We start from the raw sequence: 12,995 nt of genomic DNA, 5'->3' as shown, positions 1-12,995 counted from the left end.
AACCGGGAGTTCATGCGCCCCGGAAAGGAGAAGCTATGCCTGATCAATTCACCCTGACCGCCGAGCGCCTGCAGCTGGCGGTCCCCGAAGCCGAAGCGCGCGTGGATAGCGCCATCATCGCCATGGCGTCGCTGATGACCGAGGTCGTGACCGCGCGCGGGGCCATTCCCGGTGTTCCGGCGACAAAAGGCCATGCGACCGTCCACCGGATAGCCAGAGCCCAAATGGCACTCGTCGGCGTGAGCGGCGATATCCTTCGCGTCCATGGTGATCTCGTCGAAATCGGCCGCGAGACCGCAGGCCTCGACCTCCATGAATGCCCGGCGATTGCGGCGGGCGCGCCCGCAAAGCTCGCCATCGTGCGCTGAGCGACATTGACCGGGGCCCATCAGCATGGTCTGTGATCGCGATGCTACGGATCGCAATCTTCGTGACATTGTTGCTGCTGGCCCTGGCCTATGCCCTGAGGAAGGGCGGCGGTCCGGAGCGGGCAGTGGCTGCGATCTTGATCCTCATGGCGCTCGCCGATCAGGCGCTCCACCTGTTCGTGCCGGTGGAATTTCTGGCAGTCGACACAGGGCATCTGATGATCGACCTCGCAGCGGCGGCTGCGACGATGGCGGTTGCGCTGACGGCCTATCGCTTCTGGCCGATGATCGCGGCGGTGCTGCAATGCCTGCCGCTCCTTGCTCACACGACGCGCGCGATCGATATCGGGCTTCATCCGGTGGCTTATCTGACGATGCAGGTCGCTGCATCCTGGCTTCTCCCGCCGCTGCTGGTTGCGGCAACCTGGCAGCATCAGCGGAGGCTGGCCTTGCACGGCAGCGATCGGTCCTGGCTCGGCTCATCGCCGCCATCGATCCGTACCGAAGCGACGCCCTAGCCGAGCAACTGCTCCGAGAATTCCACAGCCTAGGCCGCATCTGGTCGCAATCGCCCGAAGCCCTCGGCCGCATTCTCGGGGCGGATTCGGCAGTGGTGACGCTCCTGATCGGCGCGCGCGACATGATGGTCGAGGGCATGCGGGGCGACCTTCGTGCCAAGGTGATCGACCCCTTCGACCCGATGCTGCGTCAATATCTGATCACGTCGATGGGCTCGCTCCCGATCGAGGTCCTGCGCATCCTGTTTCTCGACCGGGGCCGGCGGCTCCTCGCCGACGAGCAACTCCAGCATGGAACACTTGCGCAGCTTGCTATCTATCCGCGGACGATCTTCCGGCGCGCGCTCGAACTCAATGCCGCTGCGATCATTCTCATCCACAATCATCCGAGCGGCGATGCGCGCCCGAGCGAAGAGGATATCGCGGTCACCCGCAAGCTCGATCAGATCGGCCGGGCGCTCGACGTCGAGATATTTGACCATATCGTCGTCACCTCGGCTTCCACCCATCACATCGCCAACCGCGATTGCGTCTCGGGCCGGCCGACAAAAGATATGTCGTTCACGCTGCGCTCTTCCGGGAATGGGTCGGCCCAGGTTCGCGATGCCGTCGACAATGCGCGCGCGACGATGCGCCGCCGCATATTGCGGCGCCAGCTGATCGGCGCCGAGGAGCTGTTCGGCGAACCCGCTTGGGAGATGCTCATCGATCTCTTCATCCATGAGGGAGAAGGCAAGCCGCTATCGACCAGCGATCTTTGCGTGACCTCGACGATTCCGATGAGCAGCGCCCTCCGCCTCGTCCAGAAGCTTTGCGATGCGGGCCTCGTCGATCGAACGCCCGATCTAATGGACGCTCGCCGCAGCTTCGTCCGGCTGCGGCCGGACACCGCACATCGCTTGCACGCCTATTTCAGCGAAGCATCCGAATAATTGCTCGCGATGCTGCGATTAGTGATTAGACCTCGGCGGCCGCAACCATCTGATAACAGGCGACCGCGTCGCCGGGAATGTTCTCTATGCCAATCACCCGCCGCAAGCTCGTACCCGACCGCGCATTGGCCGCGCTGTTCCGGGACTTCGAGGAACATACCGAACTCTCCGAACAGGGGCTGAGCTATACGAGGCACGACTTCCAGGAACTCTATGAGATTCTCCCCGATGCCTTTTCGGTAGCGCCTTCGATTAGTCGATCGGAAGCAGTCCAATTGTTCAGAAAGGCGTTAATTCGATGTCGCCGTGCCGGACCACTAACAGCTGACGCCATGATCGAACACGCAGGCGCGATCCATCGCGTCGCCTTGGCCGTTCCCCGACGCAAATTCACAATGTGGACCAAGTTCCGAGCGCAGAATATGTTCCATACGCCCGGATTTCGGCTCGAGTGGGACGGCGTCAGCATACGGAGTGCCGCGAGCCTCCCGCCTTGGCTCCGGGTTGAAGAGTATCTCCTGAGCGGCGTCGGCAGGATTTACCCGAGGAGGCCCGAGCAGTTCGGCCACATCATCCTCTCCTGTGACGAGCGCGAAGAACAGCGGGCCGTCGATCGGATGATGGACGCCCTTCAACTCGTTCTCGGGCTAGCCAACCTCTACGAGACGTGGGGTCGCTATTATGAATGGGGCGGGAGAAACTGGACCGAGGGAGGATTGTGGCTGGGCCCGAACCAGTTTGTTTTCGAGCGTCGATCTTTCCGGGGCGACGACCGCATTTGGTACAATCCCGATTATGACGAGGAAAGCTGGAACCGGCATCCCCTAAGGATGTCACGCGTTCTCGAGATAATTCCCTATGTGCGCCGGGCCTTGGTCGCACTTGCAAACCATCCTTTTCGCGACGTCCTCGTTCGCGCGACGATGCTGTTGCAGGACGGCTTCGCCTCGCGTGACAGCAGTCACCGACTCCTCCGCTACTGGTCGGCGCTGGAGCAGCTTTATGTTGAGGCCGATGCGAAGGGGGGATCGAACGAAAAGGTGCTCGACCGAGCCCTGTTTGCTGAAGGCGATCCGACATTGTCCAGGTGGAAGCTCGAACATATCGCGCGGCTTCGGAACGACTATGTTCATGCCGGTGGCGCCGGCGATGATCTCCACCACCAATGTCAGTTTCTGCGAATGCTGCTTTCGCGGCACATTAATCACTGGATATTCGAAGGGCAGGATCTCGCCGATCACAAGGCGCTGCTGTCGTACATCAAGCTATCGGGAAACCGAAATCAGCTTGAGGAGCAACGCCGGCTTATCGACAGACGAATTGCGTTCATCGACAGCGCGCTTCCGCCAGCCTCCGATTAATCAGACTGCCCGCTTTGGCCTGACAGGAGGCTGTAGCTGCCAATCATATCGGAGCTCGCCGAATACCGAAGTAGAGACCGCCTCGGGGAAGAGTATCCCGTAAATTTTGCGCTTATTGTCCCAGCCTGGCTGCGAGTCTTCCATGATATGTCCCACGGTATTGCGGTTGGCAGGGGTCAGATGATCCATAATTTCGATGATGAAGGCATGCATCGCGAGATAATCATCGACGACGCCCTTGGGATTATATTGGTCGATTAGCCGCAGCCAAAGCTGACGGATTCGGTCGCCGCCCGATTTGTAGAGCGGGCGCTTCCCATGAAAATACACCACTTCCAGCGCGTCGCGAACAGGGTCCAAATTGCCGTGCAGGAGGTCATTCCTCCGGTTCACCACGGACCAGTATCGACCGAAGACAGGATTGTTCTGCTCGATCGGCCGTGCAAACCCGCGGCAATTGTCCGCCAGGCGCTCGAGCTTCTGATTGAGAGGGAGCCGGACAAATGCCGTGAAGGCCGCCTGGTCGCGCTTGATCTCCGGCCGGATGAAACCGGCGACGATCAGGCCGATGAAAGATTCGAACATGACGGGTATCAGGACCGAAAGCTCGGTCGGGGCGGTGGTAATTGCGGCCATCAGCTTGCCATGGGATCTGTTGCTCTTTTCCCGAGCCAGATTCTGGGTAGCGAGATTGTCTGCCACCATCTTCTTTTCGATCTTCGGCAGGGCCTCACATATCGTGTCATAGAGCTCTGCACAGCGGTTCGCGATGGCGAGGTACTGGTTCGGGAAGATGTTCCATTTTTCGAGCGAGGACGCGAACCTCCCCTTTTCTTGGCTGACACGGCCGAAATCGGCTCGCATGTTTGCGATGAAAGTCAGGCAATCGGCATCGGAGAATCTGCCTTCGAACCAGACATGCACTTCTTCGGTTGCACCGATGAACTGCAGGATCGCGTCGCCAGCCTTGAGATAATAATCCCAGTGGAAGAGATTGTCGGAATCGTTTCGCGCCAGGAAAGTCTGAAGGCCGTTCGGCGCACCAAATCGCGCGTGGAGATAAGTGTAGGCATCAAAGGGCGAAATCGTCTTTTGAAGCACAAGGACAGGCCTGTTGCCGCCCTTGCGACCGCCGCGCTTCTTCGCGCCCTTTTTTGATCCCAGCTCAGCCAGATAGGCGCTCATCTCTTCTGTGGTAAACGCGCGCCAGGTGGTCGGATCAAGGTAGGACATGGGTCAAACTGGCAGAAATCGCGGCAACTGGAAATGACAGGCTGCCCATAGCGCGTCCCGGGCATAGGCAGTCCCCCGCGTGATTCATTTAGAAAAGCTGTTGCCTACGTCTCTAGACAGTTCTTCGGCGAGTTTCGGGCCAGCCTCCATGCGGCGGCTTAGCGACTCCACAAATCCTTCCCATCGCTTGCGTCCCGTCGCCTGCGCGGCGGGTAAAGCCGTATCCGGAAGCGGCGCCGTGCTCGTCAGCCAAAAGCGGACAAAGAGCGCGAAAGCCTCGTTCGACAGGTCGAGGTTCCATTCGAGCCGCTCGAGCCCGCGCGCCAGTTTGTCGATCCGCTTCGTAAGCGCTGCCTCCAACCGTTCCTCATGATCGGCAGAGAGTAGCGAAGCGAGCGCCGCCTCTACAATTTCGGTGCGCGTCACCCGTCGTTGCCGCGCCCGCTCCGCCACGAGGCGAACAAGCTCCGCGTCGAGGCGGAAGGTCTGCTTGATGCTCGCCTTGGTCACAGGTCGATCCCGTCATTTGGGTCGAGCGATGCCGTGCGGGCGTTTCGCGCCATGCGGCGATCGGCGGCCTGACGAAGGCGAGCGGCGTCGCCTTGGCTATCCTCCTCGCCAAAATCAAACTCGCCTGCGGGTGCCGGTGGAACCGGCGCGATATCTTCGTGGAGCGGCAGTTCGGGTTCCTGCCGAATGCCGGCGTTCTCGGTGTCGCTCGCTTCGCTTACCTCCTCATCGGCCTTCGCTTCTTTGGGAGCCGGCCTCTGCGGCTCCGGCAACAGCGACCAGTCACCGGTGCGTGGCTTCGGCGTTCCGCCGACGGCTGGAGGCGGAAGGACCCTAGCCATCAATCGGCGATCGCGAAAATAGCGTGCCTTGCGCGCGCGGATCGGCGCAACGCCAGCCGCCATGACAATCTCGTCGTCGGGCGGGAGCTGCATGACCTCGCCGGGCGTCAGTAACGCGCGCGCCGTTTCGGTGCGCGAGATCATGAGATGGCCGAGCCATGGCGAAAGACGGTGGCCGGCGTAATTCTTCATCGCGCGCATCTCGGTCGCTGTCCCGAGCGCGTCCGAGATTCGCTTGGCGGTTCGCTCGTCATTGGTCGCGAAACTCACGCGGACATGGCAATTGTCGAGAATCGCATTGTTGAGGCCATAGGCCTTCTCGATCTGGTTGAGCGACTGCGCGATCAGGAAGGCCTTGATCCCGTAGCCCGCCATGAAGGCGAGCGCGCTCTCGAAGAAATCCAACCGTCCGAGCGCCGGAAATTCGTCGAGCATCAGCAGCAGGCGCCGCGATCGATCGCGCGGCCCGAGTTCTTCGGTGAGACGGCGCCCGATCTGGTTGAGGATGAGCCGGATGAGCGGCTTCGTCCGGCTGATATCGCCGGGCGGTACGACCAGATAGAGCGACACGGGCTCCGGACCTGCCAAAAGATCGGCGATCCGCCATTCGGACGATCCGGTGACCGCCGCGATCACGGGATCGCGGTAGAGGCCGAGAAACGACATGGCGGTCGACAGAACGCCCGAACGTTCATTCTCGCTCTTGTTGAGCAGTTCCTGCGCCGCCGCGGCGACGACCGGGTGGGGCCGGTCGTCGAGATGGCGGGTCGCCTTCATCCGGTGGAGCGTCGCGGCAATCGGCCGGCGCGGATCGGACAGAAAGGCCGCGACCCCGGCGAGGCTCTTGTCGGGTTCGGCGTAAAGAACATGGAGGATCGCGCCAACGAGCAGTGCGTGGCTCGTTTTTTCCCAGTGATTACGCTTCTCGAGGCTGCCTTCCGGATCGACAAGCACGTCGGCGACGTTCTGCACGTCGCGCACTTCCCATTCGCCGCGCCGGACTTCGAGCAACGGATTATAGGCGGCAGAGGCGCGGTTGGTGGGATCGAAGAGCAGGACGCGGCCGTGCTGCGCGCGAAAGCCCGCGGTGAGCTGCCAGTTCTCGCCCTTGATGTCGTGGACGATGCAACTCCCCGGCCAGGTGAGCAATGTCGGGACGACGAGCCCGACACCCTTGCCCGATCTTGTGGGCGCGAAGCAGAGAATATGCTCGGCGCCATCGTGGCGGAGATAGGCGCCGCCCATGCGACCGAGAATGACGCCATCGGACCCGAGCATGCCGGCCTTTCGGATTTCGCGATCGCTCGCCCATCGCGCCGAGCCATAGGTTTCGGCGCGCCGCCGCTCGCGGGCACGCCAGACCGACATGGCGATCGCGACGATGATCGAGAGGAAACCTCCCGATGCGGCAATGCCGGCGCCCTTGAGGAAGATGGCCGGCGCATAGGCGTCGAAGGCAAACCACCACCAGAAGAAGGCGGGCGGCGGATAGACCGGATAGCCATCGATCCGGAACCAGGGCGCGCCAAGTTCGGGCTGAAAGCCCAGCGAGGCGGCGGTCCACTGCGTCGCTGTCCAGATCGCGGCGGTCACGATCGCGCCGACTGCCGCGATCTGGCCCCAGAGGATTCGATCGTTCATTGCATCAATCCTTTCATCCAATGCCGATCCCGCGACCGCGCCCGAGCGACCAGTCGATCGAACCGCCTGCTGCCATCGTGCCGGCGACATGCTGCCCGAGGTGCCGATCAAGCGCCGGCCGCCAGGGAACGAGCTGGAAGCCAAGCCCGTCGTCGATCATCGCGAAGCGCCCCGAAGCGAGCGACACGCGTTCGCGATAGATGCCGCTGACATGTTCGCCATTCGCCGAGGGCTGATGCGCGAGACCGGTTCGCGCGGCGATGGCGGCATGCGCCGCGTCGAGGTCGCGCTGCCTCAATGTGTCGATGAGACCGCTCGTCATGACGAGCCTCTCGCCTTGCCGCCGGGCGAGGCCTTCGCCTTCGAGAAATGTGGCGCGCGCGTCCATCGCATCGCGCACCGCCAACCCGAACCCCGATCCCGCGAGGACTGTGCCCGGCGCGACGAGCTGGCGATCGAGCCAGGTTGCCCCGCTCGCTTCGATCTGCTCGGCAAGCGGGAGATCGGATCGCACCGCGAGCGACAGCCGTGCAGTGCCGCCGCGCCCTTCCCAGCTGCGCAGTTCAACGATCGCGCCCGACTTCGCATCGCCGGTCCATTCGATGTCGTCGAAGCGGATATGATGGGTGCGGCCATCAACGCCGTCGACGATCGCGAAGGCGTTGCCGGCGAGCTCGTCGTCGAGGCCGCGCGCGACGAGGCGACCGACGATCGGATCGCCGGGCGTCTCGCGGTGCAGCGCGAGCGCCGACGTGTCGAATGCCATTCCGCTCCGCTGCATCGCGCGGTGCATCGTCTTGATGATGTCGCCGCGATCGGCGAGATCGCGCAGCGCGCGTTCGGCGCCCGGATCGACCATCCACATTGCGGGGCCAAGGCGCTCGGCCAGACCGAGCCGCTCGAGCGTCGCCGCGCGGCCGCGCAGCATCCGGTCCGACGCCTGATCGCAGACGGGTGCAGGGCGGAGATCGAGAAGGCCGCCGCTCTCGGCGACCGCGCGTTCAATCTGCCGGTCGAGGCTGGTCCAGCGCTCGGCATCGACTTCGCGTTCGATCGCCTGGGTCATCTCGCGCTCGCTTCTCAGGCCGAGCTCGAGTGTCACGCGTTCCTCGGCGCGGAAGCGGATGCCCTCGCTCACATAGGCGCGATCGATGACAAGATCTATCCCGTCATCGGCGACGCCGCGAACCAGGATGTGGATGTGCGGATTGTCGGTATTCCAATGGTCGATCGCGACCCAATCGAGGCCGGTCCCAAGGTCGCGCGACATGTCCTTCATCAGGTCGCGGGTAAAACCGCGCAGATCGTCCATCGCACCAGCGTCTTCGGGGCTGACGATGAAGCGGAAATGGTGCCGGTCGCCGTCACAGCGCGCGGCGAAGGCGCCGCGATCTGCCGCGTCGCCCTGGGCGTCGAACAACGACGCATCGCGCCCGTCGCGCGTGACGCCGTCGCGTTCGAGATAGGATATATGCTTGGCGAGCGGCGCGGCGCGAAAGCGCATGCCCTTGTGCCGCACGACGCGCGCCTTGACCACGACGCGGCGGCCATTCGCCCGAAAGCGCGCCACCGCTACGGCGCGCCGTCCGCGTCCGAGGCGTTGCGTGCCGCCGCGGCCACCCTTGCGCAAAGGCGTGAGGCCCTGCCGCGCGGCGGCGCGGCGAACCTGCGCCGCGAGCCGCTGCCCCTTGCCGCCCGACCCCCGGCCCGCGTCGCGCCCTCTTCCCGGCCGAATCCGAAAATCGCTGTCGCCGGAGCTCATTGGGCGGCTGCCAGACGGCAAGTCTTTGCCCCATAAGGATTTTCAGAAGAGATGTATGGCAGGGGCGCGCCAGAGCCATATGGGATTATCGCATCAAACCAACCACCTACGTGCCGGAAGCTGGCACGTCTTTTATCTCGCCCTCCCAGATTTCCCCTCCAGCCACCGAAAAATGCCCCGAACAGGCAGACGATCACTCCACCCGGGCGCATAGCGACCCGCGTCATTCGGCTGGCCCAGACAGCGGAACGAACAACGGATTCGACGGAGCAATGGGCATGGTCCGTACAGGCGGCGGGGCGGCTTCGTCGCGCAATGTCGGAGCAGCGACCGTGCGCGTATCGGCCGTGTCGGTGAGCTGTGGACTCGCGGCGAACAACGATGCGTTGCGCCAGCCGGGCGCAGCGAGGGCAGGCGCGGGGACGGACGAAGGCCCGTCCGAGACGCCGAGTTCGGGCGCGATCTGGCGGACATAGGCGATGGTCTCGGCGGGCAGGCCGCGCCTTCCCGCCGCATAGGCATCGGCGCGTCCGGGCCCGGCATTATAGGCTGCAAGCATCAGCCGCACATCGCCATAGCGGTCCCACATTGCGCGCAGATAGGCCGCGCCAGCGAGGATATTCGCGCGCACGTCGAAAGGGTCGCCGCCGAGGCGATGGCGTGCCGACAGCATCGCCCAGGTCGGCGGCATGATCTGCATCAGCCCCATCGCTCCGACGCGCGAAACTGCGCGTTGATTGCCGCGACTTTCGGCGTGCATGACGCGCCATATCCAGCGTTCCGGAATGCCGAAGCGCTGCGATGCTTCGGCGACGGGCGCTGCATAAGGGTGGCTGGTTTCCGCTGTCGCCGCTGTCGCAGCTGTGCAGCTCGTGGGCACGCTGAGCGCTGCCAGCAGGGCACCGCATGGACATGCCCAGCGGAGCACGAAGCCGGTACGAGCGCGAAGAGTGCGCGCCATGGTTCAGCCCTTCTCGCTCGCGTCGGCACGCGACCAGAAGAGCAGATGCGGGCCGTCAAGCTGACGCGAATCGAACAAATTGGCGCTGATCGGTGCGGCGAACAGTGGATCGTCGATCTGCAACGCAAGATAGATTCCGCGCGATCCGCAGCGCGTCCAGCCCGCCCCGATCTCGATGCCGGCCTCGGCGTCGCCGAGATAGACGCGCCACGTCGGCGCGTTCTCGGTCTCCGATATCTGCGCGCGCGCGATGTTGATCTCCGCATCAAAAGCGAGCGTGCGGATGTGGCCGGCGTAGCCATCGTCTTGCCGACGGAATGTTCCGATAATCATGCGTGATCTCCTATTCAGCTTGGGATGAAGTCTGGTCCGGGGAGGGCCGGTGGGCGCTAAGCGGCGCACCGGAAGCCGGGCGGGTCATGACGGGATGTGCGACGCCGAGCAGCCCGGCGGCGGGCAGCGGTCCGAAATAGCGCCCGTCGAGACTGTCCGGCGCGGCATTGAGGAGGAAGAGTTCGTCGGGGCCAACGATCCGGCAGCCGAGCCAGAACGGCAGTGGCCGGCCGAGGCGATCGCGCGCCATGGCGCGCGCGGCGGCAAGGCCGTCGATCGTCACGAAGACGCCTGAACGGCAAATGCGGGCTCCTGGAAGGGCCGCAACGCGCTTCAAAAGCGGCACGCCAGCGGGGAGATACTGGCGCTCGGCAAGCCAGGCGCCGAGCGGCGGCGACGGCCGGATCGCGACCAGATCACCTGCTCTCGGCGTCGCACCCGGGTCGATCCGATACAGCCCGATCGGAGCACTCGCGCTGGCATTCCAGAGCAGGCGCGGCGCCGGCGCCAGCCAGGCGACCGCTACAAAGAGAGTGCCGAAGAGCGACGCGGCGGCAACCGTCGCATGGAGATAGCGGCGGTTCATGCCTCGATCGCCCGGCGGCGAAGCCATGCCGAATGGCGATCTGACCCATAAGGGCGGAACGGCATTCCGGTCGCAATGCGGTTGCCGACATGACGCCAATGGTCGGGCGCCGCATCGCAAGCATCGACGCCGGTCGCCTCGACCGCATCGATGGCTTGCAGGACCTGCTGAACCTTTTGCCAGCCGTCGATGCGGAGCAGGAGATCGGCACCGGGGCGAACGAATGGCAGCGTCGAATAGGGCGCGCCCGTAGCAACCGCAGTCGCGATCACAATGCTCGAATGCACCGTGCCATAGTCGTTCGACGTCCAGCGGACGAAGGCGAAGGTCGCGCCCGGACGGAAGTCGACCCGCTTGGTGCTGCGGCTCAGGATGCGCTCGGCGGCGATACGGCCGAAGCGAATCCACTGCTCGAGGCGCCCTTCGATCCAGGTCAGTTCGACTTCGGTCAGGCTGTCCTGCGGCCCGCCGGGCGGCGGCGCAGCGCAGCCAGCCGTCCCGCTCGAAGCCTGTCCGCTGCACATCAGCGCTGCACCGGGCGCGCGGGGAGGATGGTGCCTTTGCCCGGATCGGAGGTCGAATGACGCCGGCCGATTTCGGCCCAGGCGTTCAAATCCTCCATCGCATAGACGATGCGGCCACCGAGCTTGCGATAGACCGGGCCGGTTCCGTAGCAACGATGCTTTTCGAGCGTGCGGGCCGACAAGCCGAGATGGACGGCGGCGTCGGGTGTTTTCAGAAATCGCGGGACAATGGGGGCGGCGAAATCGCTCATCGAGGGTCTCCTGATGCCGCGCCGGACACCCGAGAGGGGGCCGGCGGGCAGGCGGCGACAATCGAAAATCGGGGCGCGATTCGGGAACGGACAAAGTGACGGGCTGCGGAATGTCCCGATCAGCCGCCCGCGAGCAGGGCGAGATAGCCGCCGTCGCGCATCGCGATTGCGCTATGCTGCCAGCGCGCGAGGCGGCGGCGCTCGCTCGACGCATCCCATTCGGCAGCGGAATAGGAGCCGGCGTCGGGCAGGATGAGGGTCGCGGCGAGGTCGCGCGGGGCTATGTTTTCATCGAGCGCGTCGAGCAAGCGCAGCCACTGCACCAGCCGCCAGCGCTCGGTGGGGCCGGGCTGACCCGGCGGGACCGAAGCGGAGCACGCCATGATCCATCCGTGGAGCGCCTCGGTCGCTGCCTGGCGTTCAGCGATATGATCGTCGGCCGGCACCACATAGGCGAGCGCCTCATTGTGCAGGCAATCGGCGATCCAGAGCCGGTAGCGGCGGCCGCCGATGGCGAGCACGAGATGCCATTCGCGGTATGCGAGCCATTCGGCGGCGATGCCGCCCGAAGCGGCGACGTCGGACAAGGCGGGTCCCGGGAAACCGGACGGGGCCGGGGCCGCTATGGTGATCGACGGACAGAGTTCGGGGCGCCAGAGGGCGGGCGCCTGCTCGGCCCGGGCATCGGGATCAACGGCGAAAGACCAACCCCCAGTGGCGGGCGAGCCTGCGAAGCGCGGAGCGCGACCGCCCGGACGCGGCGCCGGCACGATAGGCGGCGCGATAGCGCGGATTGCGGCGCAGGAATTCCTGCGCGAAGTCCGCGCGATCATATCGTTCAAATATCTTCAGAAAATCCTGGGACCGCCAGTCGACTATGGGCTGCATGCGCACCTCCCGAAGCTAAGTGAGTGCAAGGCAAAGATAATCTGCCGATTTCCACAGCGACCCAGCTTCTGGTTATCGGCGTATAAAGCACAGATACTTAACCCATCGCTTGCCGATTTCGCCGGGAAAAGGCCTCAAATTGAGACTATCGCCGCCCGGTGGGTGCCGGGCGGCGATGGCCTGCGGGTCAGTTGCCGCGCCGGGTCGGACGGCTCCACACCAGGTCATGCGCTTCACCCTCGCCCGCGAAGAGCTGTGCGAAGATCGGACCGGAGAAGGTCGGGTCATCGAGCTTGACCGAGAGATAGGGGCGGTCGTCCTGGGTGGATTTCGGCCAGGCGGCGCCGACTTCGGCCTCGCCGATGAGGACGCGGTGGCTTGGCGCGTTGCCGCTGGCATTGGCGTCGGGGACGATGCGTACCGATTGGGCCTGCACCGAAAGGGTGACGATCTCGCCCTGATATTCGCCGGAGGCGGTCTTCGTGAAGCTGCCGATCTTGGTCATGATGCTGTCCTTTCCTTGGGCTCGAGCCGCACCAGCGCGGCCTCGATGCGCATCGGTGGGCAGCAAGGGGACGGCGCCGCAGCCCGAAGGGCACGCAGCGCAGCGAAGGACGGCGCGATCCGGCTTTCTTGGCTCGCGAGGAACGGCGGTACGCCGGGGGAAGAAAGTCGAAGATGCGCCGTTGCGGCAAGCTGGCCCAGCGTCAGCGGCTTGCTGCCAGATCGCGCATGTCGATAGGCCGTGCTGGTGCCCGGAAGAAAGGAAAGGGTTGCCGGGACGGG

General features: G+C 64.4%; 16 protein-coding genes. 4 read left to right on the top strand and 12 right to left on the bottom strand.

Annotated elements, in window-relative coordinates; translation table 11 throughout:
* The first annotated feature begins 35 nt into the window (after positions 1-35).
* From CVO77_RS12435 to CVO77_RS12425, 4 genes are all read left to right on the top strand, one after another.
* Entirely contained in the window at positions 36-368 is a 333-nt protein-coding gene (locus CVO77_RS12435) for a hypothetical protein (RefSeq protein WP_105999338.1), read from the top strand.
* Positions 317-886 (top strand): hypothetical protein, encoded by a 570-nt coding sequence (locus CVO77_RS21300; RefSeq protein ID WP_158258061.1) that lies wholly within the window; start codon positions 317-319, stop codon positions 884-886. Before CVO77_RS12435 ends, CVO77_RS21300 begins: the two co-directional genes overlap by 52 nt.
* A 92-nt stretch (positions 887-978) precedes the next feature.
* The gene (locus CVO77_RS21295; protein WP_158258060.1) at positions 979-1,818 is read left to right on the top strand and encodes a JAB domain-containing protein; all 840 of its coding nucleotides are present in this window, start codon (positions 979-981) and stop codon (positions 1,816-1,818) included.
* Positions 1,819-1,904: 86 nt separating this feature from the next.
* Entirely contained in the window at positions 1,905-3,179 is a 1,275-nt protein-coding gene (locus CVO77_RS12425; RefSeq protein WP_105999336.1) for a hypothetical protein, read from the top strand.
* Here the strand turns inward: CVO77_RS12425 and CVO77_RS12420 are convergent, their stop codons facing one another.
* The 12 genes from CVO77_RS12420 to CVO77_RS12365 all read right to left on the bottom strand — a co-directional run bounded on the left by CVO77_RS12420 (position 3,180) and on the right by CVO77_RS12365 (position 12,714).
* Complete coding sequence (locus CVO77_RS12420; RefSeq protein ID WP_105999335.1) at positions 3,180-4,412, bottom strand: hypothetical protein; 1,233 nt, start codon at positions 4,410-4,412, stop codon at positions 3,180-3,182.
* An 84-nt stretch (positions 4,413-4,496) separates the two neighbouring features.
* Positions 4,497-4,922, bottom strand: a complete 426-nt coding sequence (locus CVO77_RS12415; RefSeq protein ID WP_105999334.1) for a ribbon-helix-helix protein, CopG family — start codon at positions 4,920-4,922, stop codon at positions 4,497-4,499.
* Positions 4,919-6,904 carry a conjugal transfer protein TraG gene (locus tag CVO77_RS12410; protein WP_105999333.1) on the bottom strand — a complete coding sequence of 662 codons (1,986 nt, stop codon included), beginning with the start codon at positions 6,902-6,904 and terminating at the stop codon, positions 4,919-4,921. Before CVO77_RS12410 ends, CVO77_RS12415 begins: the two co-directional genes overlap by 4 nt.
* A 13-nt stretch (positions 6,905-6,917) precedes the next feature.
* Positions 6,918-8,666: a relaxase/mobilization nuclease domain-containing protein gene (locus tag CVO77_RS12405; protein ID WP_105999332.1), complete on the bottom strand. Its 1,749-nt coding sequence runs from the start codon at positions 8,664-8,666 to the stop codon at positions 6,918-6,920.
* A 223-nt stretch (positions 8,667-8,889) separates the two neighbouring features.
* Positions 8,890-9,426: a lytic transglycosylase domain-containing protein gene (locus CVO77_RS12400; RefSeq protein WP_242445921.1), complete on the bottom strand. Its 537-nt coding sequence runs from the start codon at positions 9,424-9,426 to the stop codon at positions 8,890-8,892.
* 204 nt (positions 9,427-9,630) lie between these two features.
* The gene (locus CVO77_RS12395; protein ID WP_105999330.1) at positions 9,631-9,960 is read right to left on the bottom strand and encodes a DUF736 domain-containing protein; all 330 of its coding nucleotides are present in this window, start codon (positions 9,958-9,960) and stop codon (positions 9,631-9,633) included.
* A gap of 10 nt (positions 9,961-9,970) precedes the next feature.
* The gene (locus tag CVO77_RS12390) at positions 9,971-10,546 is read right to left on the bottom strand and encodes a S26 family signal peptidase (RefSeq protein WP_105999329.1); all 576 of its coding nucleotides are present in this window, start codon (positions 10,544-10,546) and stop codon (positions 9,971-9,973) included.
* Positions 10,543-11,070, bottom strand: a complete 528-nt coding sequence (locus CVO77_RS12385) for a DUF2840 domain-containing protein (RefSeq protein WP_105999328.1) — start codon at positions 11,068-11,070, stop codon at positions 10,543-10,545. Before CVO77_RS12385 ends, CVO77_RS12390 begins: the two co-directional genes overlap by 4 nt.
* Positions 11,070-11,321 (bottom strand): helix-turn-helix transcriptional regulator, encoded by a 252-nt coding sequence (locus tag CVO77_RS12380; RefSeq protein ID WP_105999327.1) that lies wholly within the window; start codon positions 11,319-11,321, stop codon positions 11,070-11,072. The genes CVO77_RS12385 and CVO77_RS12380 overlap by 1 nt, the downstream gene beginning before the upstream one ends.
* 119 nt (positions 11,322-11,440) lie before the next feature.
* A complete protein-coding gene (locus CVO77_RS12375; protein WP_242445920.1) occupies positions 11,441-11,908 on the bottom strand; it encodes a DUF2285 domain-containing protein in 468 nt (155 codons plus the stop codon).
* Between the two features lie 103 nt (positions 11,909-12,011).
* Entirely contained in the window at positions 12,012-12,209 is a 198-nt protein-coding gene (locus tag CVO77_RS12370) for a transcriptional regulator domain-containing protein (protein WP_105999326.1), read from the bottom strand.
* Positions 12,210-12,396: 187 nt separating this feature from the next.
* Positions 12,397-12,714, bottom strand: a complete 318-nt coding sequence (locus CVO77_RS12365; RefSeq protein WP_105999325.1) for a DUF736 domain-containing protein — start codon at positions 12,712-12,714, stop codon at positions 12,397-12,399.
* Between the last annotated feature and the right edge of the window lie 281 nt (positions 12,715-12,995).

The sequence above is a fragment of the Sphingopyxis lindanitolerans genome (assembly GCF_002993885.1).
In the GTDB taxonomy this organism is placed as follows: Bacteria; Pseudomonadota; Alphaproteobacteria; order Sphingomonadales; family Sphingomonadaceae; genus Sphingopyxis; species Sphingopyxis lindanitolerans.
The sequence above is the reverse complement of the archived record's forward strand: the minus strand, read 5'-3'. Positions and strand labels throughout refer to the sequence as shown.

Excerpts from the sequence above, each read along its gene's own strand:
- CVO77_RS12365 (WP_105999325.1), bottom strand. The coding sequence starts at position 12,714 with ATGACCAAGATCGGCAGCTTCACGAAGACCGCCTCCGGCGAATATCAG.
- CVO77_RS12435 (WP_105999338.1), top strand. The coding sequence starts at position 36 with ATGCCTGATCAATTCACCCTGACCGCCGAGCGCCTGCAGCTGGCGGTC.
- CVO77_RS12395 (WP_105999330.1), bottom strand. The coding sequence starts at position 9,960 with ATGATTATCGGAACATTCCGTCGGCAAGACGATGGCTACGCCGGCCAC.
- CVO77_RS12380 (WP_105999327.1), bottom strand. The coding sequence starts at position 11,321 with ATGAGCGATTTCGCCGCCCCCATTGTCCCGCGATTTCTGAAAACACCC.
- CVO77_RS12410 (WP_105999333.1), bottom strand. The coding sequence starts at position 6,904 with ATGAACGATCGAATCCTCTGGGGCCAGATCGCGGCAGTCGGCGCGATC.
- CVO77_RS12390 (WP_105999329.1), bottom strand. The coding sequence starts at position 10,546 with ATGAACCGCCGCTATCTCCATGCGACGGTTGCCGCCGCGTCGCTCTTC.
- CVO77_RS12425 (WP_105999336.1), top strand. The coding sequence starts at position 1,905 with ATGCCAATCACCCGCCGCAAGCTCGTACCCGACCGCGCATTGGCCGCG.
- CVO77_RS12400 (WP_242445921.1), bottom strand. The coding sequence starts at position 9,426 with ATGCACGCCGAAAGTCGCGGCAATCAACGCGCAGTTTCGCGCGTCGGA.
- CVO77_RS21300 (WP_158258061.1), top strand. The coding sequence starts at position 317 with ATGCCCGGCGATTGCGGCGGGCGCGCCCGCAAAGCTCGCCATCGTGCG.
- CVO77_RS12405 (WP_105999332.1), bottom strand. The coding sequence starts at position 8,666 with ATGAGCTCCGGCGACAGCGATTTTCGGATTCGGCCGGGAAGAGGGCGC.
- CVO77_RS12420 (WP_105999335.1), bottom strand. The coding sequence starts at position 4,412 with ATGTCCTACCTTGATCCGACCACCTGGCGCGCGTTTACCACAGAAGAG.
- CVO77_RS12370 (WP_105999326.1), bottom strand. The coding sequence starts at position 12,209 with ATGCAGCCCATAGTCGACTGGCGGTCCCAGGATTTTCTGAAGATATTT.
- CVO77_RS12385 (WP_105999328.1), bottom strand. The coding sequence starts at position 11,070 with ATGTGCAGCGGACAGGCTTCGAGCGGGACGGCTGGCTGCGCTGCGCCG.